Source organism: Arthrobacter sp. P1_H7 (genome assembly GCF_056405215.1).
Map to the genome: position 1 here is coordinate 24,487 of NZ_JBFUCO010000023.1, position 26,526 is coordinate 51,012.

General features: G+C 67.1%; 21 protein-coding genes and 1 pseudogene. 14 read left to right on the plus strand and 8 right to left on the minus strand.

The genetic code is table 11. From position 1 onward, the window contains the following. Window positions 1-121: 121 nt before the first annotated feature. Genes AC1DXI_RS18970 through AC1DXI_RS18980 form a run of 3 tightly spaced genes read left to right on the plus strand, consistent with a single transcriptional unit; the run spans window position 122 to window position 3,948 of the window. Window positions 122-1,417: a thiamine pyrophosphate-dependent dehydrogenase E1 component subunit alpha gene (locus tag AC1DXI_RS18970; RefSeq protein WP_476939892.1), complete on the plus strand. Its 1,296-nt coding sequence runs from the start codon at window positions 122-124 to the stop codon at window positions 1,415-1,417. Continuing rightward, window positions 1,417-2,397, plus strand: a complete 981-nt coding sequence (locus AC1DXI_RS18975) for an alpha-ketoacid dehydrogenase subunit beta (RefSeq protein WP_018775391.1) — start codon at window positions 1,417-1,419, stop codon at window positions 2,395-2,397. Before AC1DXI_RS18970 ends, AC1DXI_RS18975 begins: the two co-directional genes overlap by 1 nt. 9 nt (window positions 2,398-2,406) lie before the next feature. Continuing rightward, a complete protein-coding gene (locus tag AC1DXI_RS18980; protein WP_476939893.1) occupies window positions 2,407-3,948 on the plus strand; it encodes a dihydrolipoamide acetyltransferase family protein in 1,542 nt (513 codons plus the stop codon). A 121-nt stretch (window positions 3,949-4,069) separates the two neighbouring features. Here the strand turns inward: AC1DXI_RS18980 and AC1DXI_RS18985 are convergent, their stop codons facing one another. Continuing rightward, window positions 4,070-4,408, minus strand: coding sequence for a hypothetical protein (locus AC1DXI_RS18985; RefSeq protein ID WP_018775393.1), 339 nt, complete (start codon window positions 4,406-4,408; stop codon window positions 4,070-4,072). Between the two features lie 242 nt (window positions 4,409-4,650). Here AC1DXI_RS18985 and AC1DXI_RS18990 point away from each other — a divergent pair. Continuing rightward, window positions 4,651-6,295: pseudogene (locus AC1DXI_RS18990) on the plus strand (AMP-binding protein). Between the two features lie 4 nt (window positions 6,296-6,299). On the opposite strand, the gene AC1DXI_RS18995 reads toward AC1DXI_RS18990, so the two are convergent. The 3 genes from AC1DXI_RS18995 to AC1DXI_RS19005 form a co-directional block, all read right to left on the minus strand. Beyond that, on the minus strand, window positions 6,300-6,728 hold the full coding sequence (locus tag AC1DXI_RS18995) for a universal stress protein (RefSeq protein ID WP_223914942.1): 429 nt from the start codon (window positions 6,726-6,728) through the stop codon (window positions 6,300-6,302). A 106-nt stretch (window positions 6,729-6,834) separates the two neighbouring features. Then, window positions 6,835-8,127: an aminotransferase-like domain-containing protein gene (locus AC1DXI_RS19000; protein ID WP_476939894.1), complete on the minus strand. Its 1,293-nt coding sequence runs from the start codon at window positions 8,125-8,127 to the stop codon at window positions 6,835-6,837. 117 nt (window positions 8,128-8,244) lie between these two features. Further along, window positions 8,245-8,808: an NAD(P)H-dependent oxidoreductase gene (locus AC1DXI_RS19005; RefSeq protein ID WP_018775397.1), complete on the minus strand. Its 564-nt coding sequence runs from the start codon at window positions 8,806-8,808 to the stop codon at window positions 8,245-8,247. Window positions 8,809-8,934: 126 nt separating this feature from the next. On the opposite strand from AC1DXI_RS19005, the gene AC1DXI_RS19010 reads away from it, so the two are divergent. From AC1DXI_RS19010 to AC1DXI_RS19035, 6 genes are all read left to right on the plus strand, one after another. Continuing rightward, the gene (locus tag AC1DXI_RS19010) at window positions 8,935-9,567 is read left to right on the plus strand and encodes a TetR/AcrR family transcriptional regulator (protein WP_476939895.1); all 633 of its coding nucleotides are present in this window, start codon (window positions 8,935-8,937) and stop codon (window positions 9,565-9,567) included. A gap of 374 nt (window positions 9,568-9,941) precedes the next feature. Then, window positions 9,942-10,928: an ABC transporter permease gene (locus AC1DXI_RS19015; RefSeq protein ID WP_026537946.1), complete on the plus strand. Its 987-nt coding sequence runs from the start codon at window positions 9,942-9,944 to the stop codon at window positions 10,926-10,928. A 2-nt stretch (window positions 10,929-10,930) separates the two neighbouring features. Beyond that, the gene (locus tag AC1DXI_RS19020) at window positions 10,931-11,956 is read left to right on the plus strand and encodes an ABC transporter permease (RefSeq protein ID WP_476939896.1); all 1,026 of its coding nucleotides are present in this window, start codon (window positions 10,931-10,933) and stop codon (window positions 11,954-11,956) included. Then, window positions 11,953-14,133: a dipeptide ABC transporter ATP-binding protein gene (locus AC1DXI_RS19025; RefSeq protein WP_476939897.1), complete on the plus strand. Its 2,181-nt coding sequence runs from the start codon at window positions 11,953-11,955 to the stop codon at window positions 14,131-14,133. The genes AC1DXI_RS19020 and AC1DXI_RS19025 overlap by 4 nt, the downstream gene beginning before the upstream one ends. A 69-nt stretch (window positions 14,134-14,202) precedes the next feature. Beyond that, window positions 14,203-15,900 carry an ABC transporter family substrate-binding protein gene (locus AC1DXI_RS19030; RefSeq protein ID WP_476939898.1) on the plus strand — a complete coding sequence of 566 codons (1,698 nt, stop codon included), beginning with the start codon at window positions 14,203-14,205 and terminating at the stop codon, window positions 15,898-15,900. Between the two features lie 40 nt (window positions 15,901-15,940). After that, complete coding sequence (locus AC1DXI_RS19035) at window positions 15,941-16,981, plus strand: Gfo/Idh/MocA family protein (protein WP_476939907.1); 1,041 nt, start codon at window positions 15,941-15,943, stop codon at window positions 16,979-16,981. Window positions 16,982-17,068: 87 nt separating this feature from the next. Here the strand turns inward: AC1DXI_RS19035 and ald are convergent, their stop codons facing one another. Then, window positions 17,069-18,187: an alanine dehydrogenase gene (gene ald, locus AC1DXI_RS19040; protein ID WP_018775404.1), complete on the minus strand. Its 1,119-nt coding sequence runs from the start codon at window positions 18,185-18,187 to the stop codon at window positions 17,069-17,071. Window positions 18,188-18,433: 246 nt separating this feature from the next. Between ald and AC1DXI_RS19045 the strand changes: the two genes are divergently transcribed. After that, window positions 18,434-19,654, plus strand: a complete 1,221-nt coding sequence (locus tag AC1DXI_RS19045) for a PucR family transcriptional regulator (protein ID WP_476939899.1) — start codon at window positions 18,434-18,436, stop codon at window positions 19,652-19,654. Window positions 19,655-19,662: 8 nt separating this feature from the next. Here AC1DXI_RS19045 and AC1DXI_RS19050 read toward each other — a convergent pair whose 3' ends face one another. From AC1DXI_RS19050 to ptsP, 3 genes are all read right to left on the minus strand, one after another. Beyond that, window positions 19,663-19,932: a hypothetical protein gene (locus AC1DXI_RS19050; RefSeq protein ID WP_476939900.1), complete on the minus strand. Its 270-nt coding sequence runs from the start codon at window positions 19,930-19,932 to the stop codon at window positions 19,663-19,665. A gap of 74 nt (window positions 19,933-20,006) precedes the next feature. Next, window positions 20,007-20,429: a helix-turn-helix domain-containing protein gene (locus tag AC1DXI_RS19055; RefSeq protein WP_476939901.1), complete on the minus strand. Its 423-nt coding sequence runs from the start codon at window positions 20,427-20,429 to the stop codon at window positions 20,007-20,009. A 22-nt stretch (window positions 20,430-20,451) separates the two neighbouring features. Then, complete coding sequence (ptsP, locus tag AC1DXI_RS19060) at window positions 20,452-22,137, minus strand: phosphoenolpyruvate--protein phosphotransferase (protein WP_476939902.1); 1,686 nt, start codon at window positions 22,135-22,137, stop codon at window positions 20,452-20,454. Window positions 22,138-22,321: 184 nt separating this feature from the next. On the opposite strand from ptsP, the gene AC1DXI_RS19065 reads away from it, so the two are divergent. The 3 genes from AC1DXI_RS19065 to AC1DXI_RS19075 are packed head-to-tail and all read left to right on the plus strand — an operon-like array spanning window position 22,322 to window position 26,251. Continuing rightward, window positions 22,322-23,050, plus strand: a complete 729-nt coding sequence (locus tag AC1DXI_RS19065; protein ID WP_476939903.1) for a TetR/AcrR family transcriptional regulator — start codon at window positions 22,322-22,324, stop codon at window positions 23,048-23,050. A 58-nt stretch (window positions 23,051-23,108) separates the two neighbouring features. After that, window positions 23,109-25,103: a PTS mannitol transporter subunit IICBA gene (locus tag AC1DXI_RS19070; RefSeq protein ID WP_476939904.1), complete on the plus strand. Its 1,995-nt coding sequence runs from the start codon at window positions 23,109-23,111 to the stop codon at window positions 25,101-25,103. Then, window positions 25,103-26,251 (plus strand): mannitol-1-phosphate 5-dehydrogenase, encoded by a 1,149-nt coding sequence (locus AC1DXI_RS19075; RefSeq protein WP_476939905.1) that lies wholly within the window; start codon window positions 25,103-25,105, stop codon window positions 26,249-26,251. The genes AC1DXI_RS19070 and AC1DXI_RS19075 overlap by 1 nt, the downstream gene beginning before the upstream one ends. Window positions 26,252-26,526 lie beyond the last annotated feature (275 nt).

The following is a 26,526-nucleotide window of genomic DNA, read 5'->3' on the forward strand; positions in this document are numbered from 1 at the left end:
CCCGTGCGGATAAAGTAAGGACCAGTAAGCCAAAATATATGCCGGACCTGGAATGTATTCCCGGTCCGGCATATATCCCAGCGATTGCGGCGCATTCGGATGCGTCAAGCAAGGAGACGGTATGGGCGCCACACATCTGCCCTCTACCGAGTTCGACGGAACCGAAATGGATGACCAGCTCGAAGCGGAGGCCGAGGCCCAACTCGGCGACCCCGCCGAGCCGATGGTGCAGTTGCTGGGCCCGGACGGCACCCTGGGCTCGGACCCGGTCTTCTCAAAGTACGCCGAGAAGCTGGATCCGGACACGCTGCGCGGCTTCTACGCGGACATGGCCAAGATCCGCCGTTTCGACGTGGAAGCCACCGCTCTGCAACGGCAGGGCCAACTGGCCCTGTGGGTCCCGCTCACGGGACAGGAAGCCGCCCAGATCGGCTCCGGACGGGCCAGCCAGCCGCAGGACTACATCTTCCCGACCTACCGCGAGCACGGCGTGGCCCTGACGCGGAACGTGGACCTGGCCGAGCTGCTGCGCCAGTTCCGGGGCGTCTCCAACGGCGGCTGGAACCCGAAGGACACGAACTTCCACCTCTACACGCTGGTCCTGGCCGCCCAGACCCCGCACGCCGTCGGTTACGCCATGGGCATCCAGCGGGACCAGAAACTGGCGGCCGCCAACGCCGTCGCCAGCGGGGAGGCGGGACAGTCGGTGGAGCCGAACGCCGCCGTCATGGTGTACTTCGGCGACGGCGCCAGCTCCGAAGGGGACGTCCATGAATCCATGGTGTTCGCCGCCTCCTACCAGGCGCCCGTGGTCTTCTTCTGCCAGAACAACCACTGGGCCATCTCCGTGCCGAGTTCCGTGCAGACCCGCATCCCGCTCGCCAACCGCGCCAAAGGCTACGGCTTCCCCGGCATCAGGGTGGACGGCAATGACGTGATCGCGGTCCACGCGGTCACGGAATGGGCGCTGGAGCGTGCCCGCGACGGCCATGGTCCCGTGCTGATCGAGGCGTTCACCTACCGGGTCGGGGCGCACACCACGGCCGATGACCCCACCAAGTACCGCGGATCCGCCGAAGAGGGCCTGTGGCGTGCCAAAGACCCGCTGGCACGGCTGGAGAAGTATCTCCGGGCCGAGGGCCTCGCGGATGACAGCTTCTTCGAGCAGGTCAGGGCCGACGGCGACGAGCTCGCCGCCTACGTCCGCAAGACCACCCATGACCTCGAAACCCCGGACATCCGGACCGCCTTCGCCAACACCTACGTGGAGGCCCACCCGCTGGTGGCCGAGGAACTGGCCTGGTTCGAGGAATACAGCGCAGGGTTCGCCGATGAGGCGTCCGCCGATGAGGCGTCCGCCGATGAGGCGTCCGCCGATGAGGCAGAGACAGTCCAGACAGACAGGGCGGCCCGCTGATGACCACCATGACCATTGCGAAAGCCATCAATGAGGGTCTGCGGGCCACGCTGAGCAACAACCCCCGCTCGCTGCTGATGGGCGAGGACATCGGGGCCCTTGGGGGCGTCTATAGGGTCACCGACGGGCTGATCGCCGAATTTGGCGCCGACCGCGTGGTGGATACCCCGCTGGCCGAATCCGGCATTATCGGCACCGCGATCGGCCTGTCCCTGCGGGGCTACCAGCCGGTCTGCGAGATCCAGTTCGACGGCTTCGTGTTCCCGGGGTTCAACCAGATCACCACCCAGCTGGCCAAGATGCACTCGCGCAGCAACGGCAACCTGACCGTTCCCGTCGTCATCCGGATCCCTTACGGCGGCGGCATCGGCTCAATTGAGCACCACTCCGAATCGCCGGAGGCGCTGTTCGCCCACACGGCCGGGCTGCGCATCATCACGCCGTCCAACCCGCACGATGCCTACTGGATGATCCAGCAGGCCGTTGACTGCCAGGATCCGGTAATCGTCTTCGAACCCAAGCGCCGCTACTGGCTCAAGGGCGAGGTCGACACCGAGACCCCTGGCGCGTCCGCGGACCCCTTCAAGGCGCATGTGCTCCGCGAGGGCACCGACGCGACCGTCGTCGTCTACGGCCCGCTGGTGCCCGTGGCCCTCGCCGCGGCCGAGGCCGCCGCCGAGGACGGCCACAGCGTCGAGGTAATCGACCTCCGTTCCATCTCGCCGATCGACTTCGACACCGTTACGGCCTCGGTCCGGAAGACGGGCCGGCTGATCGTGGCCCACGAGGCCCCCACATTCGGCGGCATCGGCGGCGAAATCGCCGCACGGATCAGCGAACGGGCGTTCCATTCACTGGAGGCCCCCGTCATCCGCGTCGGGGGATTTCACATGCCCTACCCCGTGGCCAAGGTCGAAGAAGACTACCTGCCGGACATCGACCGCATCCTTGAGGCGCTCGACCGCGCCCTGGCGTACTGACGAGGACCCATGACGCTCAACAAGTTCAACCTGCCCGACGTCGGCGAAGGGCTGACGGAGGCCGAAATCGTCGCCTGGAAGGTCAAGGCCGGCGATACCGTGGCCATCAACGACGTCCTGTGCGAGATCGAGACGGCCAAGTCCCTGGTGGAACTGCCCTCACCGTTCGCGGGAACCGTCACCGAACTGCTGGTGCCCGAGGGGGTCACTGTGGATGTCGGCACGCCGATCATCAGCGTGAGCGACGCCGTCGCCGCCCCGGAGCCGGCCGCCGCGGCACCTGCCGCAGCGCCCGTCGCCCAGGAGCGGGCGGCCGCCGCGCCCATGTACGGCACGCTGCCCGCTGATACGTCCGACGCCGGCGAAGCAGCCGGGCGCCCGGCCGGCGGGCCGCTGGTGGGCTCCGGTCCCAAGGCCGACGCCGTCAAGCGCCGGCGGCGGATTTCCGCCCCTTCGGCCGCCGGCCACGAAGCCCCGGCCTCCACTGCGGCTACCGGCGCTGCCTTCCCGGTGGCCGAGCGGGTGGGCGTAGAGGCCCACGACATATGGATCAACCCGGACGCGGCCAGCCGCCCTGCCGACGCGGCCACAGCCCCCGACGACTCCGTTGACGCGCGCCCCACCTTGGGCGGTGCCATCAGCGGCCTGGTCGGCAAGGTGCTGGCCAAGCCGCCGGTCCGCAAGATCGCCCGCGACCTCGGGATCAACCTGGCCGACGTCGTGCCCACCGGCGCCCGCGGTGAAGTGACCCGGGAGGACCTGGTGAGTTACCAGGCCCAGCGTGACGCCGAGGTGGACAAGGCCGACTCGTTCTGGGGCAAGTCCGGCCGCCCGCAGGACCAGCGGATTGAGCGGATCCCGGTCAAAGGCGTCCGCAAAGCCACCGCAAAGGCCATGGTCGAATCCGCGTTCGCCGCGCCGCACGTCAGCATCTTTGTCGACGTCGACGCCAGCCGCACCATGGAATTCGTCAAGCGCCTCAAAGCCTCCCGCGACTTCGAAGGCATCAAGGTCTCCCCGCTGCTGATCCTGGCCAAGGCGGTTATTTGGGCCGCGGCGCGAAACCCGAGTGTCAACGCCACCTGGGTGGACAACCCGGACGGCAGCGATTCCGCGGAGATCCACGTCAAGCACTTCATGAACCTGGGCATCGCGGCCGCGACGCCCCGCGGGCTGATGGTGCCGAACATCAAGAACGCCCAGGACCTCTCGCTCAAGCAGCTGGCCCTGGCCCTGAACGAGCTCGCCACCACGGCGCGGGCCGGCAAGACCCAGCCTGCCCAGATGCGGGGCGGCACGCTCACCGTGACCAATATCGGCGCCCTCGGGATCGATACCGGCACGCCGATTATCAACCCGGGCGAGGTCGCGATCGTGGCGTTCGGCACCATCAAGCAAAAGCCCTGGGTCCTGGACGGCGAAGTCATTCCGCGCTGGATCACCACCCTCGGCGGCTCTTTCGACCACCGCGTGGTGGACGGCGACCTTTCGGCCCGCTTCATGGCCGACGTCGCCGCCATCCTGGAAGAGCCGGCCCTGCTGCTGGACTAGCCGGCGAAACAGGCCACGAAACAACAGAACCCCGCCGCTGAACCATTTCAGCGGCGGGGTTTCTCAGTGTTGGGGTTTCCCAGTCGTGGGTTTCCCAGGGGCGGGCCTGGCCCGGGGCGGGTCAGTTTCCCGAGTATGCGGTCAGGATCTGGACCAGCGCGGGATCGCCGCTCATGCGGGCGAGGGCGGCCGAGGCGGCAAACATCAGGCCCGCGAGCCCCGCGCTGCAAGCGCTGATTCCCGTCAGGAACTTCCAGTCCTCACGGAGCACGCTGCGCATGGTGTCGGGCATGCGCAGGCCCGGGGCAATCAGGTTGGGTGCGCTGTCGGTTGATCCGTCGTCCAGGAACGCGACAACGCGCCCGGCACCGCGGTCCACGCGCATGGCGCTGATGTGGTTGCCGTGCCGGGCCAGCAGGATGTCGTGGCCAACCAGCTGGCGGCGCTGAAGAGTGATCATGGGGCTCCCTTGGTAGGTGGGTTCTCGAAACGTCCGCACCATCGCAGGGCACCTCCCATTTTACTGAGCCGGTCCGTGCCGGGCGGCCCGCTGGGCGGTGAGGCTGCCCACGGCTGGGGGTGATCCTCGTCAAGTCCAGTCGCAGTCGAGTCCGCGCCGTCCTGTTCCGCGGATACGCCCCGGCACTAGAGTGGCACCAGCCGCCGACAGCCCGGGCGGAAGCGGATCAAAGGAGATGTTGCGTGTTTTCAAGCCCGTACCCCGACGTCGATGTTCCCAACCTCGGCATTTTACGACTACCTTTTCGGCGCGCTGGCAGAGGAGGACCTGGACCGGGTCGCCGTCGTCGATGGCGCCAGCGGTGCGGAGACCACGTACCGGGCGCTGCGCGGGCAGATCGACGCCCTCGCCGGCGCCGTTGCCGCCCAGGGCCTGGGCGTGCACGGCGTGGCAGCCATCCTGTGCCCCAACGTCCCCGCCTTTGCGACCGTCTTCCACGGACTGCTCCGGGCCGGCGCCACGGTCACCACCATCAACGCCCTGTACACGGCGGACGAGATCGCCGCCCAGCTCACCGACGCCGGCGCTGACTGGCTCTTCACCGTATCGGCGCTGCTGCCGGCCGCCCGGGAAGCCGCCGAAAGGACCGGGATCCCTGCCTCGCGGCTCGTGGTGCTCGACGGCGCCGACGGCCACCCCTCGCTGGCCGACCTGCTCGCCATGGGCGCACCGGCTCCCCGCGTCTCGTTCGATCCCGCCACGCATGTGGCCGTGCTGCCCTACTCCTCCGGCACCACCGGCCGGCCGAAGGGGGTCATGCTCAGCCACCGGAACCTGGTCGCCAATGTGGAACAGGCCAGGGGCCTGCTCGACGTCGGCCCCGACGACCGGATCCTGGCGCTGCTGCCGTTTTTCCACATCTACGGACTGACCGTGCTGCTGAACCTCGCACTGCGCCAGCGGGCCAGCCTGGTCACCATGCCCCGGTTCGATCTGCCTGAGTTCCTGCGGATCATCCAGGACCACCGGTGCAGCTACCTGTTCATCGCCCCTCCCGTGGCCGTGGCGCTGACCAAGCACCCGCTCGTAGCCGAGTACGACCTCAGCTCGGTGCACACCACCTTGTCCGGCGCGGCGCCGCTGGACGGCGAACTCGGCACGCGCCTGGCCGACCGTCTCGGCTGCCGGGTCCTGCAGGGCTACGGCATGACCGAGATGAGCCCGGTTTCGCACCTCATTCCGCGTGCAGGCCGCGATGGACTCAGCGTCCCCGTCAGTTCCGTGGGGTACACGGTGCCGAACATGCAGTGCCGCCTCGTGGACCCGGCCACGGGGGAGGAGATCCCGGTTCCCGCGGAAGGAACCAGCGCGCCGGGGCACCTGTTGTGCCGCGGACCGAACGTGATGCTCGGCTACCTCAACCGGCCGCAGGAAACCGCGGACACCCTGGACGCGGACGGCTTCCTGCGCACCGGGGACATCGCCACGGTGCGGGCGGACGGGGTGGTGACGGTCGTGGACCGGCTCAAGGAACTGATCAAGTACAACGGCTACCAGATCGCCCCGGCGGAACTGGAGGCGCTGCTCCTCACCCACCCCGGCATCGCCGACTCCGCGGTGGTCGGCTCCCTCGACGCCGACGGCCAGGAAGTGCCCAAGGCGTTCGTGGTCCGCCAGCCGGGCGCGGACGGCGATGCCTTGGACCTGGCGGGCGTCATGGACTTCGTGGCGGCCCGAGTGGCACCGTTCAAGAAAATCCGACAGGTTGAGTTCATCGAGGCCGTGCCGAAATCCGCCTCAGGAAAAATCCTGCGGCGGATGCTTGGGTCTGCAGGCTCAGACACCGGCCAGGCCGCCGTGCCAGCAGCGGCACCGAAGAAGCAGTAGCGCCTCAGTCGGCGTCGGTCTTGGCGATGTAGACGTCACAGGGGGCGTTGTGGGCCACGCTGTTCGCAACGCTCCCCAAGACCCGGCCGATTCCGCTCATGCGCCGGTTGCCGACCACGATCATCAAGGCACTGGTCCGTTCGGCTTCCCGGATCAGGGCCTCGGCCGGCTTGCCCCGCGCGGCGGCGTACGTGACGGTGATGTCCGGGCGGCGCAGGCCTTCCGCGACCGAGCGCGCAACCGTTTCCGCGTTGCCGGCGTCGGAAACGATCCACTGGTCACTGCCGCTGCCGAAGACCTGAGTCTTGTCGCTGTCAAAGGCGCTGACCACATGAAGTGTCGCCCCCACGGAAACTGCGAGGTCGCGCGCGGTGTGCGCCGCCCGCAGTGCAGTTTCACTGCCGTCGACGCCGACAACGATTATTCCGGTCATGGACCGCTCCTCTTTCAACGAGTAATGCTGTTTAGTGTGCCTGGCCGATCAGCTGGCCCCAGCGCGCCCCAGTCGAGGCCCGGCATGGATCCTGCCGGTGTTCACGCTACAGGGCGGCCAGCGCTTCCCGCAGGACCGGCGCGAGACGCCGCACGCCCTCGCGGATCGATTCGGGCGGCACCGCGCTGAACGCCAGCCGGATCTTGTTCGACGGGTCGTCCGTGTTTGTAAAGGCCGCGCCCGGAATGAAGACGACGCCGGCGTCGATGGCCTTCTTCAGCAGCGGGTAGGTGTCCACGCCGTCGGGCAGCGTGACCCACACGAAGAACCCGCCCTCGGGGTGCGTCCAACTCAGTCCCTCCGGCATGTATTCGGCCAGGGCGGCAAGCATTGCCTCGCAGCGTTCCTGGTACAACCCGCGGTACGTCTCGATCTGGCCGCGCCAGTCGTAGTCGCGCAGATAGGCCGACACCAGCATCTGGTTCAGCGTCGGCGGGCACAGGGTGACGGCCTCCGATGCCAGGTAATACCGGCGCTGCAGGTGGGCCGGGACCAGTGCCCAGCCGATCCGCAGGCCCGGGGCGAAGATCTTGGAAAAGGACCCCATGTAGATGACGTCATCCGGGTTGGCTGCCCGCAAGGGGGTGAGCGGCTTGCCGTCGAAGCGGAGCAGGCCGTAGGGGTTGTCCTCCAGCACCAGAATATTCGCGCGACGGCATATATCCACCACGGTTTGGCGGCGTTCCGCGGACAGGGTGATGCCGGACGGGTTGTTGAAGCTGGGGATGGTGTAGAGGAACTTGACGTTCTTGCCCGCGGTCTGGAGGGCGGCGATCTTTGCCTCCAGCAGATCAGGGATGATGCCGTCGCCGTCCATCGGCACCGTTTCGACCTCCACCTGGTAGGCCTCGAAGGTGTTGAGGGCCCCGACATAGGTGGGGTCCTCCACGAGGACCACGTCGCCCGGATTGCAGAAAACCTTGGTGGCTACATCCTGCGCGGACTGCGAGCCGGCCGTGATGACGATGTTCGCGGGGTCGGCGTCGAGGATGCCCTCTGCCGCCATGACCTCGCAGATCTGGATGCGGAGTTCTTCGGTGCCCTGGCCGCCGCCGTACTGCAGGGCGGTCATCCCCTGCTCGGCGATGATCTTCGCGGCGGTCTGGCCCAGGCGTTCCAGCGGCAGGGACTGCAGGTAGGGGCTGCCGCCGGCGAGGGAAACTAGGCCGGGGCGCATCGAGATGTCGAAGACATCCCGGACTGCCGACTGCTTGATATTTGCTGCGCGCTCCGAGAACAGAATCTCGTGGCGGTGGGCGGACGTAGCCGCACGTTCGATTGCGTCAATGGCCTCGGCCGGAAGTACTGCTGCGGCGGCATCAAGTGTTTCGTGGGTCACAAACCCAAGGATACTACCCGTGTTGTCTTGGGGGAAACGATTGTTTCCAAATGGCCCCGGCCTGAAGCCCGCCGGGTGCGCTTGGGATGGCCCGGGGCCGAGCGCGGGTGCGGTAGCTTAGGCCGCTTCCGCAGCGGGAGCCTCGGCCAGCGCGTCGAACACACCCTTGATCTGCTCGACAACTTCGGCGTCGTCCTTGGGGTGGACCTCGGCGAAGCGGACCATTGAGCCCGGGACTGCCAGCTTGACGTTTTCGAGGACCTGGGCGCCGGCGATGCCGACGGCCTTGCGGGCCTCGTCCTGGGCCCAAACGCCGCCGAACTGGCCAAAGGCGGTTCCGACAACCGCGGTGGGCTTGCCGGACAGGGCGCCTGCGCCGAAGGGGCGGGACAGCCAGTCGATGGCGTTCTTCAGCGAGGCCGGGACGGTGCCGTTGTGCTCCGGCGTGACCAGCAGGATGGTGTCGGCCTCGTTGGCGGCGGCACGCAGGGCGGCGGCGGCCGCGGGCACCTGGCCTTCGACGTCGATGTCTTCGTTATAGAAGGGGATGTTGCCCAGGCTCTCGTGAATGACCACGTCCACCTGTTCCGGTGCGTTGAGCGCGATGGCCTCGGCCAGCTGCAGGTTGGTGGAGCCGGCGCGAAGGCTGCCGACGAGCGTGAGGATGGTCTTCTTGGACATGTGTACTCCTGTGCATCACGCCGCAGGGTGATTCCGGCGGCTGGTGGATCGTGAGGCTTTGGGGGCCTTCACCCATGCTAAACGGACTGCGGTCCGGTTGTATTCCGGGGCGCTAGAATCAGCGGTGTGAGCCTCATCCCGATCCGTCCCGGTGCCCAGTCCGGGGGAGGGCGCCCCGCCGCGCCCGCCGCAGAATCAGCGCGCCGCGACGCGATGCGCAACAGGGAGCTCCTGCTCTGCGCCGCCCGGGAAATCGTGGAGGAATCGAGCGTCGACGCCCTCACCATGGACCGGCTGGCGCAGCGCGCCGGAGTCGGAAAAGGGACAATCTTCCGGCGGTTCGGCAGCCGTGCCGGCCTGATGATGGCGCTCCTCAGCGACGCGGAGGCCGAATTCCAGGGCCGCTTCATGTTCGGCCCGCCCCCGGTGGGGCCCGGGGCTCCGCCCCTGGAGCGGCTGATCGCCGTAGGCGCCGCCCGCATTGACTGGATTCTGGAATTCGGGGAGCTGGCGCGGGCCGCGGACGCCTCGGTCTACAACAGGTTCGATGTCCCACCGGCCGTCCTCTGGCACCGCCATCTTGAGATGCTGCTGCGCGGCGCCGGCGTGACGGCGGACCCGTGGCTCATGGCGTCGGCCCTGGGGGCGTCGCTGGAGCCGGAACTGCTGCTCCATTCCGTCGGCGTGCACGGAATTGCACCGGAGCGCCTCGCGGACACCTGGCGGGAACTTGTCACGCGCGTAGTGTGCGGATCCTAGCGCTGCCGCCGATTCCGCCGGTGCCGCCGGTTCCGTGGGCCAAATCCATTCCGCGGAGTTATTCATAACGATCTGTGGCGAAGCCGCCGTGTCGCGGCCCGTGGAAGCCCGGCGGAGCCCGGCTGATGTGATAGCTTCCTCTGGAATGTGACCCGCAACATAGCCCACAAGGGCTCAGCCGCAAGGCATGCGGGCGGCCGGAAACCAACTGGCCATACTCCCGAACCGGCCGCGGAACCCGCTGCCGGATGGGGACGACGGAAGGATCGACGTTGTGAATAATCTTGTCCCTGGAACAGGCAGGCCCGCCCGTGCGGCCGCAGCCTTGACGCCCCGATCCGCTCAGGCAACGGCGATCCATAACTAGCCGCTCCATGCTTCGATATCTCGCAAAACGTGCGCTCACGTATGTCTTCATGATCTTCCTGACCACCAGTGCCGGCTATCTCCTGGCTGTGAGCACGCTGCAGCCGGCGCTGCTTGAGCAGGAGCGGATTCCGCGGCCCACGCCCGAGCAGGTGGTCAATTCCTTCCGGCTCAAGGGGCTCGATCCCACGCTCAGCCCGTGGGAGCGCTACGTCGACTGGCTCACCGGCATACTTACCCGCTGGGACTGGGGCCGGAGCCCCAACGGCGCCTTCATCAACGCCGAGTTCGGCGACCGGGTCTGGATCTCAACCCGGCTCTTCCTGGCTTCAATCATCCTGACCCTCGTGATCGGCGTCGCCCTCGGCGTCTTCACCGCGGCCCGCCAGTACAAGGCCTCGGACCGGGCCATCACCTCGTACAGCTACCTCATGTACATCGTCCCCGCGCCGATCGCCTACTTCCTGGTGCAGCTGGGCGCCATCAACATCAACGAGTCGGTCGGGGAGCGCGTCTTCTTTGTCACCGGCATCTCCACCCCGGGCCTCGACGGCGACGGCTGGGCCCAGTTCGTCGACATGCTCGCCCACTACGCCGTGCCCACGTTCGCCATCACGATTGTGGGCTGGGGTGCCTACCAGATCGCCCAGCGCCAGTATCTGCTGGACAACGTCAACGCCGACTTCGTCAGGACGGCACGGGCCAAGGGCCTGACCCGCAACCAGGCCATCAGCCGGCACGCCCTGCGGGTGTCCTTCATCCCCGTGGCGCAGAGCATTGCGTTCACCATCCCGGCCATCTTCGCCGGCGGCTTCTTCGCCGAGAAGATCTTCGCCTGGCACGGGGTCGGGTCCTGGTCCATCGACTCGATCGCCCTGCAGGACGTCAACGCGGCCACCGCGACCCTCGCCTACGGCTCCGTCATTTTTGCGGTCGGAGCGATCCTCGCCGACTTCGCCACCACGCTCGTCGACCCGAGAGTGCGGGTGCAGTAATCATGACCAACCTCAACACGATTGACCCGCCCGCCGTCCTGGACGAAGGAAAGTTCGGGGACGACGACGTCGTGATCGGCAAGTCGCGGATCATCCTGCGGCGCTTCCTGCGCAACCGTACCGCCGTCGCCGGCCTGGCCATTTTCCTGGCCCTGACCCTCTTCTCCTTCATCGGCGGCTTCTTCAGCAGCTGGGGCAAGGAGACCATCGACCCCTTCAACATCGGCATGCCGCCCTCCGCGGAGCACCTGCTGGGCACCTCCCAGGCCGGGATCGACCTCTACGCCCTGACCGTCGAGGGCACCAGGGTCTCCATCCTGATCGGCGTCGTCGTCGGCCTCGTCTCGGTGCTGATCGCCGCCGTCTACGGCTGCACCATGGCGTTCTTCGGCCGCAAGGTGGACAAGGTCATGCTGTTCATCCTCGAAGCCCTGATCATGATGCCGGCCCTGCTGGTCGTCGCGGTGGCCACGAGCGGCGGCGCCAACGGCCTGAAGAACACCGTCCCGAGCTGGCTGCTGCTCATCATCGTCCTGCTGGTCTTCAGCTGGATGGGCACCGCACGCCTCATCAGGTCCCTGTCGCTCTCACTCATGCAGCGTGACTTCGTCAAAGCCTCCCAGTACATGGGCATTCCGCCGCACCGGATCGTCTGGCGCCACCTCGTGCCGAACATCGGCTCCCTGCTGGTCCTGGAAGTCACCCGCGGGGTCACCGGCGCCATCCTCGCCGAGGTTGCGTTCTCCTTCATCGGCATCGGCATCAAGGTCCCCGACGTGAGCCTGGGCGTACTGATCGGCCAGTCGACCTCCCAGGTCTCCACGTTTCCGTGGATGTTCTGGGCTCCCCTGATCGTGATGTTCCTGCTGACCGGCTCGCTCGCCATGATGAACGACGGCCTCCGCGACGCGTTCGACCCCAGCTCCAGCTCCGTTGGCCGCACGAAGCGGAATAGCGTCACTGGCAAGGCCACCGGCAGCGCCACTGGCACGAAACAGTCTGGCAAAACACAGAAGAAGATCAAATGACCAGCGACACCACCGCACGGGACACCGCCCAGGGCACCGCCGAGCGCCTCCACGCCGCCGGGCTGCACGCGCCAGGTGATGCCCCGGCGGATGCGGTCCTCGCCGTCCGGGACCTCAACGTCCGCTTCAACACCGAAAACGGCGTGGTGCACGCGGTGCGCGGCGTCGACTTCGATGTGATGCCCGGCAAGACACTGGGCATCGTGGGCGAGTCCGGCTCCGGCAAATCGGTCACGTCCATGGCGATCATGGGCCTGCTGCCCCCGACGGCGGAAATCACCGGGTCCGTCCGGCTGCAGGGCAAGGAGCTCCTGGGGCTTAGCGACAAGGCCATGTGCCGCCACCGCGGCAGCGACCTCGCGATGGTGTTCCAGGACCCGCTGTCCTCCCTGACCCCGGTCTACACGGTCGGCACCCAGATCATCGAGGCCCTGACCGTCCACAACCCGACCATGAGCAAGCAGGCCAAGGAAGCCCGCGCCGTCGAACTGCTGGGATTGGTCGGCATCCCCAGCCCGAAGGACCGGCTCAAGGCCTTCCCGCACGAGTTCTCCGGCGGCATGCGCCAGCGCGTCATGATCGCCATCGCCATCGCCAACAACCCGCGGGTGCTGATCGCCGATGAGCCGACGACGGCGCTGGACGTCACCATCCAGGCCCAGGTCCTCGAGGTGCTCCACGCAGCCCAGGAGGAGACCGGCGCCGCCGTCGTCATGATCACGCACGACCTCGGCGTGGTCGCCGGCATGGCGGACGACATCATGGTGGTGTACGCGGGCAGGCCGGTGGAGACCGGCAGCGTCGATGACATCTACTACAGCCCGCGGATGCCCTACACGATGGGCCTGCTCGGTGCGGTCCCGCGCGTGGACGTCGCGGAAAAATCGTCGCTGGTGCCGATCGATGGCATCCCCCCGAACCTCACCCAGCCGCCGACGGGATGTTCGTTCGCGCCGCGTTGCCCGCTGGCCAGCGAGGCCTGCCTTGACGGCGAACCGGGCCTGCGGGCGGTGGCGCCCGGTACTGGGCACAGTGCCGCCTGCATCAAGAGCGAGGCCCTCGCCGACGTCCATGTCCGCACGGTTTTCGCCGTTCCGGCCGTGCCGGTGTCCCGCTTTGACAGCCTTCCGCGGCACGAGCGCAAGACTGTCCTGGAACTCCGCGACGTCAGGAAGCACTTTCCCCTCCTGAAGGGCGCCCTGCTCAAGCGCAGGATCGGCACGGTGAAGGCCGTGGACGGGCTGAGCTTCGATATCCGCGAGGGCGAATGCTTCTCGATCGTGGGGGAGTCCGGCTGCGGAAAGACCACCACCCTGCTGGAAATCATGGAATTCCACAAGGACCAGGACGGCGAGGTGGTGATTGGCGGGCTGAGCAACAAGCAGGCCGCCGACGCCCGGGCCAAGAGCGCCATGCGCAAGGAACTGCAGATGGTGTTCCAGGATCCCACCGGCGCGCTGGATCCACGCTTCACCGTCTACGAGGTCCTGGCCGAGCCGATGGAAAACCTGGGCATGCCGAAGGCTGCCATCCGGAAGCGGATCATGGAGCTCATGGAGCTGGTGGGCCTGCAGGCGGACCACGTCAACCGGTTCCCCAACCAGTTCTCCGGCGGCCAGCGACAGCGTATCGGCATTGCCCGCGCCCTCGCGGTGAACCCCCGGCTGGTGGTCCTGGACGAGCCCGTCTCCGCCCTGGACGTGTCGGTGCAGGCCGGCGTCATCAACCTGCTGGACAAGCTCCGTGCCGAACTTGGCCTCAGTTACCTCATGGTGGCCCATGACCTCTCCGTGGTCCGGCACATCTCCAACCGCGTTGCCGTCATGTACTTGGGCAAAATCGTGGAGATCGGCGACGTTGACGCCGTCTTTGACAACCCCCGCCACCCTTATACCCGTGCCTTGCTCTCCGCGATCCCGGTACCTGATCCGGAGCTGGAGCGCACCCGCGAGCGGATCATCCTCCAGGGCGACCTGCCCTCGCCGCTGGAAGCGCCGGCAGGCTGCAACTTCGCCACCCGCTGTCCCGTGTTTGCGGCCCTGCCGCCGGCCAAGCAGGAGAAGTGCCTGACCCTGGAACCGGCCCTCGAAGCGTCCGCCACCGACCAGCAGTTCGCCTGCTTCTACCCGGACGGCGAACTGGACGCGGACATGCTCGTTGTCCACGAAAACCACTGAATCACCGGACAAGCACACCACCCGAGAACCCACGCATCACACTCGCATGAAAAAAATGAAGGGGATCACATGAAAAATCGGACCAGGATCGGCGGCCTCACCGCCGTCGTGGCGGCCCTTGCGCTGACCGCTTGCGGCAGCGGTGGCGCCTCAACCACCGCCCAGAGCGCCAAGGCACAGGATGCCTCCGGTGACCTGAGCAAGCTGGTCAGCGTCAACGCCAAGAAGGCCGCCGACTTGCAGCAGGGCGGTACCGTAACGCTGCCCCTGGGCAACATCGGACCGGACTTCAACGGCTTCTCCAACGCGGGCAACTCGGCGGACAACACTGAACTGCACTACCCGATCGACGAGGCCGGCTACGTGGGCTGCTGGAAGCTGGACTTCGACGGCACCGCCAACCTCAACAAGAACTTCTGCGAAGACTTCAAGAGCGAGATCAAAGACGGCAAGCAGACCATCACCATCAAGATCAACCCGAAGGCCGCCTACAACGACGGCACCCCGATCAACGCCGCCACGTTCGAGAACACGTGGAAGATGCAAAACGGCCAGAACAAGGACATCGACATCGTCACGTCCGGCGCCTACGAGTTCATCGACTCCGTCAAGGCCGGAAGCAGCGACAAGGAAGTCGTTGTCACCACCACACAGCCGGTGTACCCGCTCAGTGACATGTTCGGCGGATTCATCCCGCAGACCGTCAACACACCCGAAATCTTCAACACCGGCTTCACGGGTGAACTGCACCCCGAGTGGATGGCAGGCCCGTTCAAGGTAGACAAGTTTGACTCCGCCGCGAAGACGGTCTCCCTTGTGCCGAATGACAAATGGTGGGGCGAGAAGCCGGTCCTGGACAAGGTGATCTTCCGCCAGCTGGAGGCCAGCGCCGAGATCGCCGCCTTCAAGAACGGCGAGATCGACATGGCCGACGGCCGCACGCTGACGAAGTACAAGCAGCTTGAAGGCACCAAGAACTCCGAGGTCCGCCGCGGCCAGCGCCTCTTCGCCGGCGGCCTGAACCTCAACGCCCTGAAGGCCCCCCTCACCGACGTCGCAGTCCGCAAGGCAATCTTCACCGCCGTGGACCGTCCCGCCATCCGCGCCGTCCGCTTTGGCGGCCTGAACTGGGAAGAGAACAGCTCGGGCTCGATGATGCTGATGCCGTTCTCGAAGTACTACCAGGACAACTACCCGGTCAAGGAAACCGGCGCCGATGCCGCCAAGAAGGTCCTGACCGACGCCGGCTACAAGGCCAACGCCAAGGGCATCATGGAAAAGGATGGCGTCCCGGCGTCTTTCAAGATCACCAACTTCGGTGACGACCCCACCGCCCTCGCCACCGTGCAGACGCTGCAGAAGCAGCTGCAGGCAGCCGGCATGGACGTTGGCATCGATCAGCGCGGCGACGCCGACTTCGGCAAGGTGGTTGGCAGCCGCGACTTCCAGCTCACCATCAGCGGCTACACGGTAGGCGCCGACGCCACCTCCGGCGTGAAGCAGTACTACGACTCCAAGACCAACGAGAACGAACTCGGCGACGCCGAGCTGGACAAGGCCATCAAAGACCTCGCGTCCATCCAGGATGACGCCCAGCGCAACAAGGCCGCCATGGACGTCGAGAAGAAGCACATGGAAAAGTACTTCTCCATGGGTGTCGTCATGAACGGCCCGCAGATCTACTTCGCCCGCACCGGCCTGGCCAACTACGGCGCCAGCCTGTTCCAGACCCCGGACTGGAGCGTCGTCGGCTGGGACAAGAAGTAAGCCCTGCTGACTAAGCAATACTGAGCAGCACTAAGCACCACTGAGCAACGGCCGAGGCCSGCGCCCCCCGCACGGCCTTTCGGGCAGCGTCTTCCACGCCCCGTTCATCGCCGCAAACCCCGCCTATTCGCTCGATGCCATTTCCACCTCCGACGCCGCCAGGAAGTCTGCCGCCGCACACAGCTATCCGGCGGCCAGGATTGTGGACACCCCGGCCGGGATCCTGGAGCTCGCGGGCGAACTGGACCTGCTGGTGCTCGGCACGCCGCCCGCCACCCACTACCCACTCGCGAAAGCGGCGCTGCAAGCCGGGCTCGACGTCGTCGTCGACAAGCCGTTCGCTGTCCGCAGCGCCGAAGGACAAGAGCTCATAGACCTGGCCGCGCAGTTGGTCCGGGTGCTCACGGTGTTCCAGAACCGGCGCTGGGACGGCGACTTCCTCACGGTGAAGGCCCTCATGGACACCGGAGCCTTCGGCACCGTGAGCCGCTTTGAGTCCCGCTTCGAGCGGTGGTCGCCCGACGTCCCCAAAGCGTGGAAGGCGGCCGCCACGGCGGACGACGGCGGCGGAGTGCTGTTTGACCTCGGCACGCACCTGCTGGACCAGGCCGTGCAGCTTTTTGGGCCGGCCACGGTCACGCACGCGGAGCTGGCCGCCCGGCGGCCCGGAAGCAAGGCGGACGATGACGTCTTCGTGGTCCTGCGGCACAGCTCCGGGGTGACCAGCCATCTTTGGATGAACATGTTGTGCGCCCAGCAGGGCCCGCGCTACCGCATCCTGGGCAGCGAGGGCGGCTTCACCAAGCACGGCGTGGACCCGCAGGAGCCCTACATCGTGGCAGGCGGAAGCCCGCTGGACGCCGACTACGGCGTGGAAGATCCGGACTGGGCCGGGCTGCTGGGACGCGACGGGCACCTGGACCGGCTGCCCACTGAACGCGGCGCCTACCCGGAGTTCTACCGGATCCTGGCCGCCAAGATCGCCGACGGCGGTGCCGCCTCGGCCCTGCCCGTCCCCGTCGACCCCGCGGGCCCGCTCCAGGTGCTGCAGCTGATCGAGCAGGCCCGGTCCCTGGCTTAAACAGCAATCGACTGCTCCGTAGCCGCCGGTTTGGGGGTCCAAAAGGGCGGTTGCGGAGCAGCCGATGCTGACTGCAGGCGGTGGAACTTACGCGGAAACCAGCTCGTGCCAGTCGGCGACGAGGGGCAGGTTGTGCGCCTCGGAGACCGAGCGGTGGGCAACCTTGCCGCCGGCGATGTTCAGGCCGGCGGCCAGGGCGGCGTCGCGCTCAAACGCGGCCTTGACGCCCAGGTTAGCCAGTGAAACGGCGTAGCGCAGGGTGACGTTGGTCAGCGCGTACGTGGACGTGTTCGGGACGGCGCCGGGCATGTTGGCGACGCAGTAGAAGATCGTGTTGTGGACCTTGTACGTCGGTTCCTGGTGCGTGGTGGGGTGGGTATCCTCGAAGCAGCCGCCCTGGTCAACGGCGATGTCCACCAGCACGGAGCCGGGCTTCATCCGGGCCACGAGCTCGTTGGTGACGAGCTTCGGGGCCTTGGCGCCCGGGATCAGGACCGAGCCGATCACGAGGTCGGCGTCGACCACGGACTTCTCGATTTCGTACTTGTTGGACGCGACGGTCTTCAGGCGGCCCTGGTACTGGGCATCAAGTTCGCGCAGGCGGTTGATGTTGATGTCCAGGATGGTGACGTCGGCGCCCAGGCCCAGGGCCATGGCGGCGGCGTTGGTGCCGGCAACACCGGCGCCGAGGACAACGACCTTGGCCGGACGGACGCCCGGGACGCCGCCGAGCAGCACGCCCTTGCCGCCAGCCGGGGCCATCAGGGAGGTGGCTCCGACCTGCACGGACAGCCGGCCGGCAACCTCGGACATCGGGGCCAGCAGCGGCAGGGACCTGCCCTCCTGCACCGTCTCGTAGGCGATGGCGGTGACGCCGGAGTTGATCAGTGCCTGGGTCAGTTCCGGTTCGGCGGCCAGGTGCAGGTAGGTGAAGAGGACCAGGCCCTTGCGGAAGCGGTGGTATTCGGCCTTCACCGGTTCCTTGACCTTCAGCACCATGTCGGCGCGGCCCCAGACGTCGTCGGCTTCGGCGACGATCTCGGCGCCGGCGATCGCGTATTCCTCATCCGTGATGCCGGAGCCCAGGCCCGCGCCGCGCTCGACGAGGACCTCGTGGCCGTGGGTCCGGAATTCGTGGACGCCCGCTGCCGTGATGGCTACGCGGAACTCGTTGTTCTTGATCTCTTTGGGTACGCCGATGATCATTTGTTAGCTCCAGTGGGTGGTGGCCTCGTGGGCCTGGATGAGAGGGGGGATTCGTACTTCCAGAATAAATCCCGCTGTGAGGCACGCGACAGGTGCCGACGCCGGGGGCGGGACGCCCGCCGCGTCATTCCGGGGTTTTTCAAATCCGGGGATAGACATTTGTCGAGGGAGCGGACGTCAGGTGTCGGCTGGTGTCCGTCGCGGATGCATTCGCAGTGCGGCGGGCCGGGGCAGTAGTCTGGCAGGATGCAGCAGCAGGACGTGGAGCAGCTCGTGGAGCAGGTGGCGCAGCGGCTGGGCCGCGGCCTCTCCCTCGAGGACCTCGACGGTTTACTCCTCGCCTACAGCTCCAACCAATCCCATGCGGACCGGGTCCGGGTGAACTTCCTGCTCAGTAAGCGTGTCCCCGTGGACGTCATCGCGTGGCAGCTCTCGCACGGGATTGCGACGGCGGTCCGGCCGGTCGTCGTGCCGGCCAACGCGGACCTCGGCATGCTGGGGCGTGTGTGCGTGCCGCTGCTGGTGCGGGGCTTCCGGGTGGGGTACCTGTGGGTCCAGCTCGACGCCGAGGAGCCCGGCGCCGCGACCGTCCTGGCCCAGCTGCAGGATGTGGCCCCGGAGCTGGAGCAGCTGTCCTCCCTGTTGCTGGATTCCAACACGGCGGAGTCCGAGTTCCGGCGCCGGCGCGAGCAGGAGTTCCTGGCGGCCTGCGCCGGGGAGGCCAACGCGGCAGCGGCCGTCGCCGGCTGGAAAGAAGTCCAGGGCAAGGGGCCCTGGCAGCTGGTGACCGTCCTGGACGCCGATCGCTGGGCCGGGGGCTCGGATCCCATTGCCGACACGCTCATTCACCGCTCCGCGGCGCTGCAGGCGACCATCGGGGTGGATGCCGCACTGTTCAGCGCCGGCACGGAGACGCACGCGGTGGTGCTCTTCAAGGAATCCACGGGACGCGCGGACCACGCCCAGGTGCTGGTCCACTATCAACTCGAACTCGCCAAACGCTCCGGGCGCACGGTCCGGCGGATCATCCTGGGCACGTCCGAGGGATTTGCCAAGCCACGGGAACTGGCCGAGGCCTACCGGCAGTCACGGCAGGCGGCCCAGGCCGCGGCGGTGGATCCGCAGCTGGGCGAGCTCGTCGACTGCCGGGCCACCGGCGTCTACCAGCTGCTGGCCTCGGCCGGGGGCGGCGCGGGGGCCTGGGCAGATGCCGGTTCCGTGTATTTCCGCATCCTCGAGGACCATGACCGCAACCACGAGCTGCTGCCCGTGCTGGAGCTGTTCTACGACAACGACGGCTCGGTCCAGGAGGTCGCGGCCAAGCTGCACCTGCACCGGAGCAGCATCTACAACCGGCTCGGCCGGATCCGGCAGCTGCTGGGCGTGGACCCGTTGAAGGGAATGGTGCGGCTGGAACTGCATGCCGGGCTCAAGGCGCGGCGCTGGGCGGCCCGGCCCAGAATCTAGCGGCGCGCTTAGCCCTCGCGCTTGGAGGGGTCGGCGTCGAGGGCCGGCTTCGAGTCGCCGCCAAGGTCCTGGCGAAAGTCCGGGCCGGGGCCGGCCGTGCCGGCGGCGTTCCGGCGGCGGGCAATCCGGCTGTCCACCCAGAGCGAGACCGCTACGAAAGCGACGCCGCTGGCCAAATAGGTGGCGGTGTTGTTCAGGCCCATCGCGGTTCCGAAGATGCCAGCGAGCAGCATGGCGGCGATCCCTGCCACGATGTGCCACCCTCTGAATTTACCCACATTCCAAGCTTAACCCGCGGGATATCAGTGTTTCCGCGCCGGACAGGGATCGTTGCTTGATCCTTATCACTGCTTCATGAAGCATCTGCTCCCTCGTCATCCTGGCCGGTCGGCGTCGCGGCGCCCGTACTATTCTTCTTCTGTGTTTCGAGCCAGGCCATGACATCGGCCAGCCGGATCCGGCGGTGCGTTCCCCGGTATTCCACCGGGATCTCGCCGCGGTCGGTCATGTTCCGCAGATACGTGTGCGAGATCCCCGCAAGCTCCGCGGCCCGGGACGTCGTCAGCATTTCCTCGACGCTGCTGACCGTCACGGCCTCGCCGCGGCTGAAGCGGCCCAGCAGATCGACGACGGCGTCCCGCGCCGCGGGCGGCAGCCGGTGGACCGTGCCGTCCACGAACACCGTGATGTCGTGGCTGCCGTCGAGGGCGTACCTGAGGTTCTGCGCATCCTCGGCCGGGAGGCCGGCCGTGACCCGGGGGGCTATCAGTGCCATGAGTGCATCCTAGCCGCAGCCACTACAGCCCAAGGTCCTCCAACACCGGCAGCTTTGCCCGCACCCAGGCCCGGGCCTCGGTAGCGCTCGGCGCGGACAAGGCCAGCTTGGCCAGCTCCCGCGCTTCGGCCAGGGTGACGGTCTTCAGCACGGCGGCGACGGCCGCGATGGAACGCGCCGTCATGGACAGCGTGGTAACGCCCAGCCCCGTGAGGACGACGGCGAGGGCAGGGTCCGCCGCGGCCTCGCCGCACACGCCCACCGGTTTGTTGTGGCCCTCGGCCGCGGAACCTTCCACGGTCAGGCCCACGAGCCGCAGTACGGCCGGCTGCCAGGGCGTGTTCAGGGCGGCCAGCGGGCCGAGCTGGCGGTCGGCTGCCATGGCGTACTGGGTGAGGTCGTTGGTGCCCAGGCTGGCGAAGCCGACCTCGCGGAGAATGGCCTCGGCCGTCAGCGCCGCCGACGGGACCTCCACCATGACGCCGGGCGTCTTGATCCCTGCCGCTGCGCACAGCGAGGCAAAGCGGGCCGCTTCCTCAGCGGTGGAAATCATCGGTGCCATCACCCAGACGTCGGCCTCCGATGCCTTCTCGGCGAGGGCAATGGCCTGCAGCTGGCGCTCCAGGACCCCCGGCGTGGTGAAGTCGGTCCGGTAGCCGCGGACGCCCAGGGCGGGGTTGGGCTCGGTGGCGTCGGTCAGGAACGGCAGCGGTTTGTCCGCGCCGGCGTCGAGCGTGCGGAGCACCACCTTCTTGCCCGGGAAGGCGTCGAAAACGCCCTGGTAGGCGGCGGCCTGTTCCTCCACGGTCGGTTCGGTGTCCCGCTCCAGGAAGCAGAACTCGGTCCGGAACAGCCCCACGCCCTGGGCGTTCAGGCCGGCCGCGGCCACGGCGTCCTTGGCGCCGCCGACATTGGCCAGGAGCGGCACGAGGTGGCCGTCCGCCGTCGTGCCGGTCCCGTCGAAGGCGGCAAGCAGCGACGCCGTGGCGGCCCAGTGGGCTGCGGCTGCGCGCTGGGACTCGTCGGGGTTCGCGGTGATGAGGCCGGCCGCGCCGTCCACGTACACCTCGGTGCCGTCGGCGAGCTCGTCGACTCCGGCCGCGGCGACCACGGCGGGCAGACCCAGCGAGCGGGCAATGATCGCGGTGTGGGACTGCGGGCCGCCGCCGGCGGTGACCAGGGCCAGGATCTTCTCCGGATCCAGGGTGGCGGTATCGGCCGGGGCCAGGTCCTCGGCGATGAGGATGAACGGGGTGGGGGACACGGGAATGCCCGGCGCGGGGACTCCGCGCAGTTCCGCCACGATCCGGGAGCGGACATCCAGGACATCCGTGGCGCGCTCGGCCATGTAGCCGCCCAGGTTGTGCAGCATTTCAGAGACCGAGGCGCCGGCTTCCCAGATCGCCCGCTGCCCGGAGGTGCCGCGGCCGATCAGTTTCGCGGCGGATTTGAGCAGCATGGTGTCGGTGGCCATCAGGGCCGTGGCCTCGAGGACGGCCTTGCCGTCGCCCGTAACGGTCTCGGAACGTGCCTTCAGTTCGTCGTGGACGGATTTCGCCGCGGCCTTCAGCGCCGCCGTCGCGTCTTCCGCCGTGACGCCGGCGGGGAGCTGCTCTCCGGCGGGCGGTTCGCTGATCGGTTTGGGCATCTGCCGGACGGTGCCGATGATCCGGCCGGGGCTAACGCCTACTCCTGGGAAGTTCTGCACTGAAGGTCCTCATTTTCTGTCGTAGGCCAGTGGCCACAAGCCGGTAAATCAAGTGCCGCCGCTGACCCTGCTGGTCAAATGCGCCTGCGGCTGACGGCTACGGCAGCGGGCGGGTCACGGCACCTGAAAAAATTGTATGTGATGCAGTTCATATAGCGTTGCTATAGGTGCTAGGGTAGCGGTTATGAGTATCGATGGCCAGCTACCACCCAAGGCCCGGCTGCTGCGTGCGGCTGCCGAGCTGCTGGCCAACTCCGGCGGATCCGCAATTTCGACCCGCCAGATCACACAGCAGGCCGGTGTCACGGCACCGACCCTCTACCACCACTTTGGTGACAAGGAAGGGCTGTTCGACGCCGTCGTCGCAGCAGGTTTCGACGAATATGTCGCGGGCGAACGTGACTTCGCGCCCTCTGGCCAACCTCTGGAAGACATCCGGAGGATGTGGGACAACCATGTCCAGTTCGGGCTGAAACAGCCGGAACTGTATCTCGTCATGTTCGGCAATATCCGCCCTGAGAGCCGCCCGGCCATCGTCGCCGATGCCGAGGCCCTCATGGAGGAAATGCTGAACAAGGCGGCTGTCTCCGGCCAGCTCAACGTCCCGCCCAAGGAGGCGGCCAGGTCCATCCTGGCGGCCAACGTGGGCATGACACTCATGCTGATCGCGGAAAAGGCGCCGGAGCGGAACCTCGAGCTCTCTGCCATGACCCGCGATGCCATGATCTTTGCGGTTTCCACCGAGCAGGCCCGGGACAACGGTTCAGTCGACAGCGGAAAGTCCTCAGTGGTTGTGGCGGCCATCGCATTGAACGCAGCACTGCAGGCCTCCCACTCGGACCAGCTCTCCAGCTCGGAACTCAAGCTCTTCCTCGAATGGCTCCACCGGATCTCCAACAGCTCCACCAGCTAGCTCGGCGAAATTATCGGACCATCCTGCAAAGCAGCGGGAATGACGGTTAGGAATTCACATGGCAACAGAGACAGTTGCGAAGCCACGCACCAGCGTCCGCGTGCACGTCCAGAAATTCGGGACGTTTCTGTCCGGAATGATCATGCCCAACATCGGCGCCTTCATCGCCTGGGGCTTCATCACGGCCCTCTTCATCCCGGCGGGCTTCTTCCCCAACGCGGAGCTTGGCAAGCTTGTCGGGCCCATGATCACGTATATGCTCCCCCTGCTGATCGGCTACACCGGCGGCCGGATGGTCTACGGCGTGCGCGGCGGCGTGGTGGGTGCGGTGGCCACGATGGGCGTCATCGTCGGTACCGACATCCCGATGTTCATCGGCGCCATGATCCTTGGCCCGCTCACTGCCTGGATCATGATGAAGCTGGACAAGATCTGGGAAGGCCGCGTCAAGCCCGGCTTCGAGATGCTGATCGACAACTTCTCGGCAGGCATCCTGGCCGCCGCCATGGCCGTCGTCGGCATGCTGGTGGTCGGCCCGGTCGTGAAGGCCTTCAGCAATGGCGCCAGCGCCGTAGTCGAATTCCTCGTCCTTAACGGCCTGCTGCCGTTCACGAGCATCTTCATCGAGCCCGCAAAGGTCCTGTTCCTCAACAACGCCGTCAACCACGGCATCCTTACCCCGCTGGGCACGCAGCAGGCGCTCGAGCAGGGGAAGTCCATCCTGTTCCTGCTCGAAGCCAACCCCGGTCCGGGCTTCGGCATCCTGCTCGCCTTTTCAATCTTCGGCAAGGGTCTGGCCAAGGCGTCCGCGCCGGGCGCAGCGGTGATCCAGTTCGTCGGCGGTATCCATGAGATCTACTTCCCGTACGTCCTGATGAAGCCGATGACGATCTTCGCCGCAATCGGCGGCGGCATGACCGGCATCTTCACGCTCGTGGTCACCGGCGCCGGACTCCGGTCCCCGGCAGCCCCGGGCAGCATCATCGCGGTCTACGCCTCAACGGCACGCGACAGCTACGTCGGTGTGACGCTCTCCGTCCTGTTTGCCACCACGGTGTCCTTCCTGATCGCCTCGGTGGTCCTGAAAGCCAGCAAGGCGCCCGCCGAAGACGACCTCGACCAGGCCACCCACCGGATGGAGGCGCTGAAAGGCAAGAAGAGCTCGGTGTCCTCGGCCCTGATCGGTGAGGGCGTGGGTGCCAGCGGCGTCGCCGTCCTCGCCACCCCGATCAAGAACATCGTCTTTGCCTGCGACGCCGGCATGGGCTCCAGCGCGATGGGCGCATCGGTGCTCCGCAACAAGATCAAGGCCGCCGGATTCCCGGACGTCAAGGTCACCAACTCCGCCATCGCCAACCTCACCGACACGTACGACGTCGTCATCACGCACCAGGACCTGACCGAACGGGCCAAGCCCGCGACCGCCAGCGCCGTGCATGTCTCTGTGGACAACTTCATGAACAGCCCGCGGTACGACGAGATCGTGGAACTGGTCGAGGCCAGCAACACCGAAGCCGGCACCACGGACGCGGGAGCGGCCCCTGCCGCGGCCGGCGCCGTCGCCGCCGTCGGCACCCCGGAGGCCCCCGCGGCAGCCGAGGCCGAAGCCGAGGAGGGCCCCGCCGGCATCCTGGTGGCCGAAAGCGTCGTCCTCAACGGCCACGCGACCACGCGGGACGCCGCGATCGACGAGGCCGGGCAGCTCCTGCTGGACCGCGGCGCCGTCGACTCCGGCTATGTGGACGCCATGCACGAACGCGAGGAATCCGTGTCCACCTACATGGGCAGCTTCCTGGCCATCCCGCACGGCACCAACGCCGCGAAGGACCACATCATGAAGTCCGCGGTGTCGGTGATCCGCTACCCGAACGGCATCGACTGGAACGGCAAGGAAGTGAAGTTCGTCGTCGGTGTGGCCGGCGTCAACAACGAGCACCTGCACATCCTGTCCTCAATCGCCAAGGTCTTCACCAACAAGGCCCAGGTGGCCCAGCTCGAGGCGGCCACCACGGTTGACGAAGTGCTGGCCCTCTTCGGAAAGGTCAATTCCTAGTGAAGGCTGTTCATTTCGGAGCCGGAAACATCGGGCGCGGCTTCGTGGGCCTGCTGCTGCACGACGCGGGGTATGAGGTGGTGTTCGCCGACGTCGCGGACGCCCTCATCACCGAGCTGGCCGCCGCGGACAGCTACGAGGTCCACGAAGTGGGCGAGAACCCCGCCGTCCGTACGGTCAACAACTTCCGGGCGCTGAACTCCGGCACCCAGGAAGCCGCCGTCGTCGCGGAAATCGCGACGGCGGACATCGTCACCACCGCCGTGGGACCGCACATCCTGAAGTTTGTGGCGCCCGTGATCGCCAAGGGGATTGCCGCCCGCCCCGCCGGGCTGGCGCCCCTGCAGGTGATGGCGTGCGAGAACGCGATCAACGCCACGGACATCCTGAAGTCCGAGGTCATTGCCCAGTGGGATCCGGCCGCGGGTTCCCTGGACACGGCCGCCGTGTTTGCCAACACGGCGGTGGACCGGATTGTGCCGAACCAGGAGGCCGGGCAGGGCCTGGACGTCACGGTGGAGACGTTCTATGAGTGGGTGATCGACCGTACCCCGTTCGCCGGGAAGGAGCCGGTGGTCCCGGGCGCGACGTTCGTGGACGATCTGGAGCCGTACATCGAGCGGAAGCTGTTCACCGTCAACACGGGGCACGCCGCGGCGGCCTACTTCGGATTCGAGGCCGGCCTCGGCAAGATTTCCGAGGCCATGGCCGATCAGGACGTCGCCGCCGATGTACGCGCCGTCCTGGACGAAACCAAGGAGCTGCTGGTGGCCAAGCACGGCTTCAACCGGGCGGACCAGGAGGCGTACGTGGAGAAGATCCTGGGCCGCTTCTCCAACCCGCACCTGCCGGACACCGTCACCCGGGTGGGCCGTGCCCCGCTGCGCAAGCTCAGCCGGCACGAACGCTTCATCGGTCCCGCCGCCGAGCTGGCCGAACGCGGAATTGTCCCCGAGGCGCTGCTCGGGGCCATCGCCGCGGCCCTGCGCTTCAACGATCCGGCCGACGCCGAGGCCGTGGAGCTGGCGAAAATCCTCTCCGCGTCCACGCCGGACGAGGCCACGGAGAAGATCACCGGCCTGGCTGCGAACCACCCGCTTTTCGCCGCCGTCTCCTCCCTCATCGAGGAGGCCAAGGCGGTCGTCTGATCAACGCCCTAGCTGGGCCGACGCCGGAACTCACCTGAGTTCCGGCGTCGGCGTGTTTAAGCCCGCGCAGAGGAGCGCCCGCCGTCACCCGCCCGTTGCGCTATCACTTACGGCTGCCATTCGCCGGTGTGCTGTCTCACCTCATCGTTGACACTTCATGTCTCAACTGATCGTGGACGGTTCATGTCTCAGGACTTCGTGGACGGTTGCTTGCCCGTGCCGTTGAGGCCGATGTAGACGGTTCCTTTGGGCGGGCGCGGGTGGCTGATGATTTC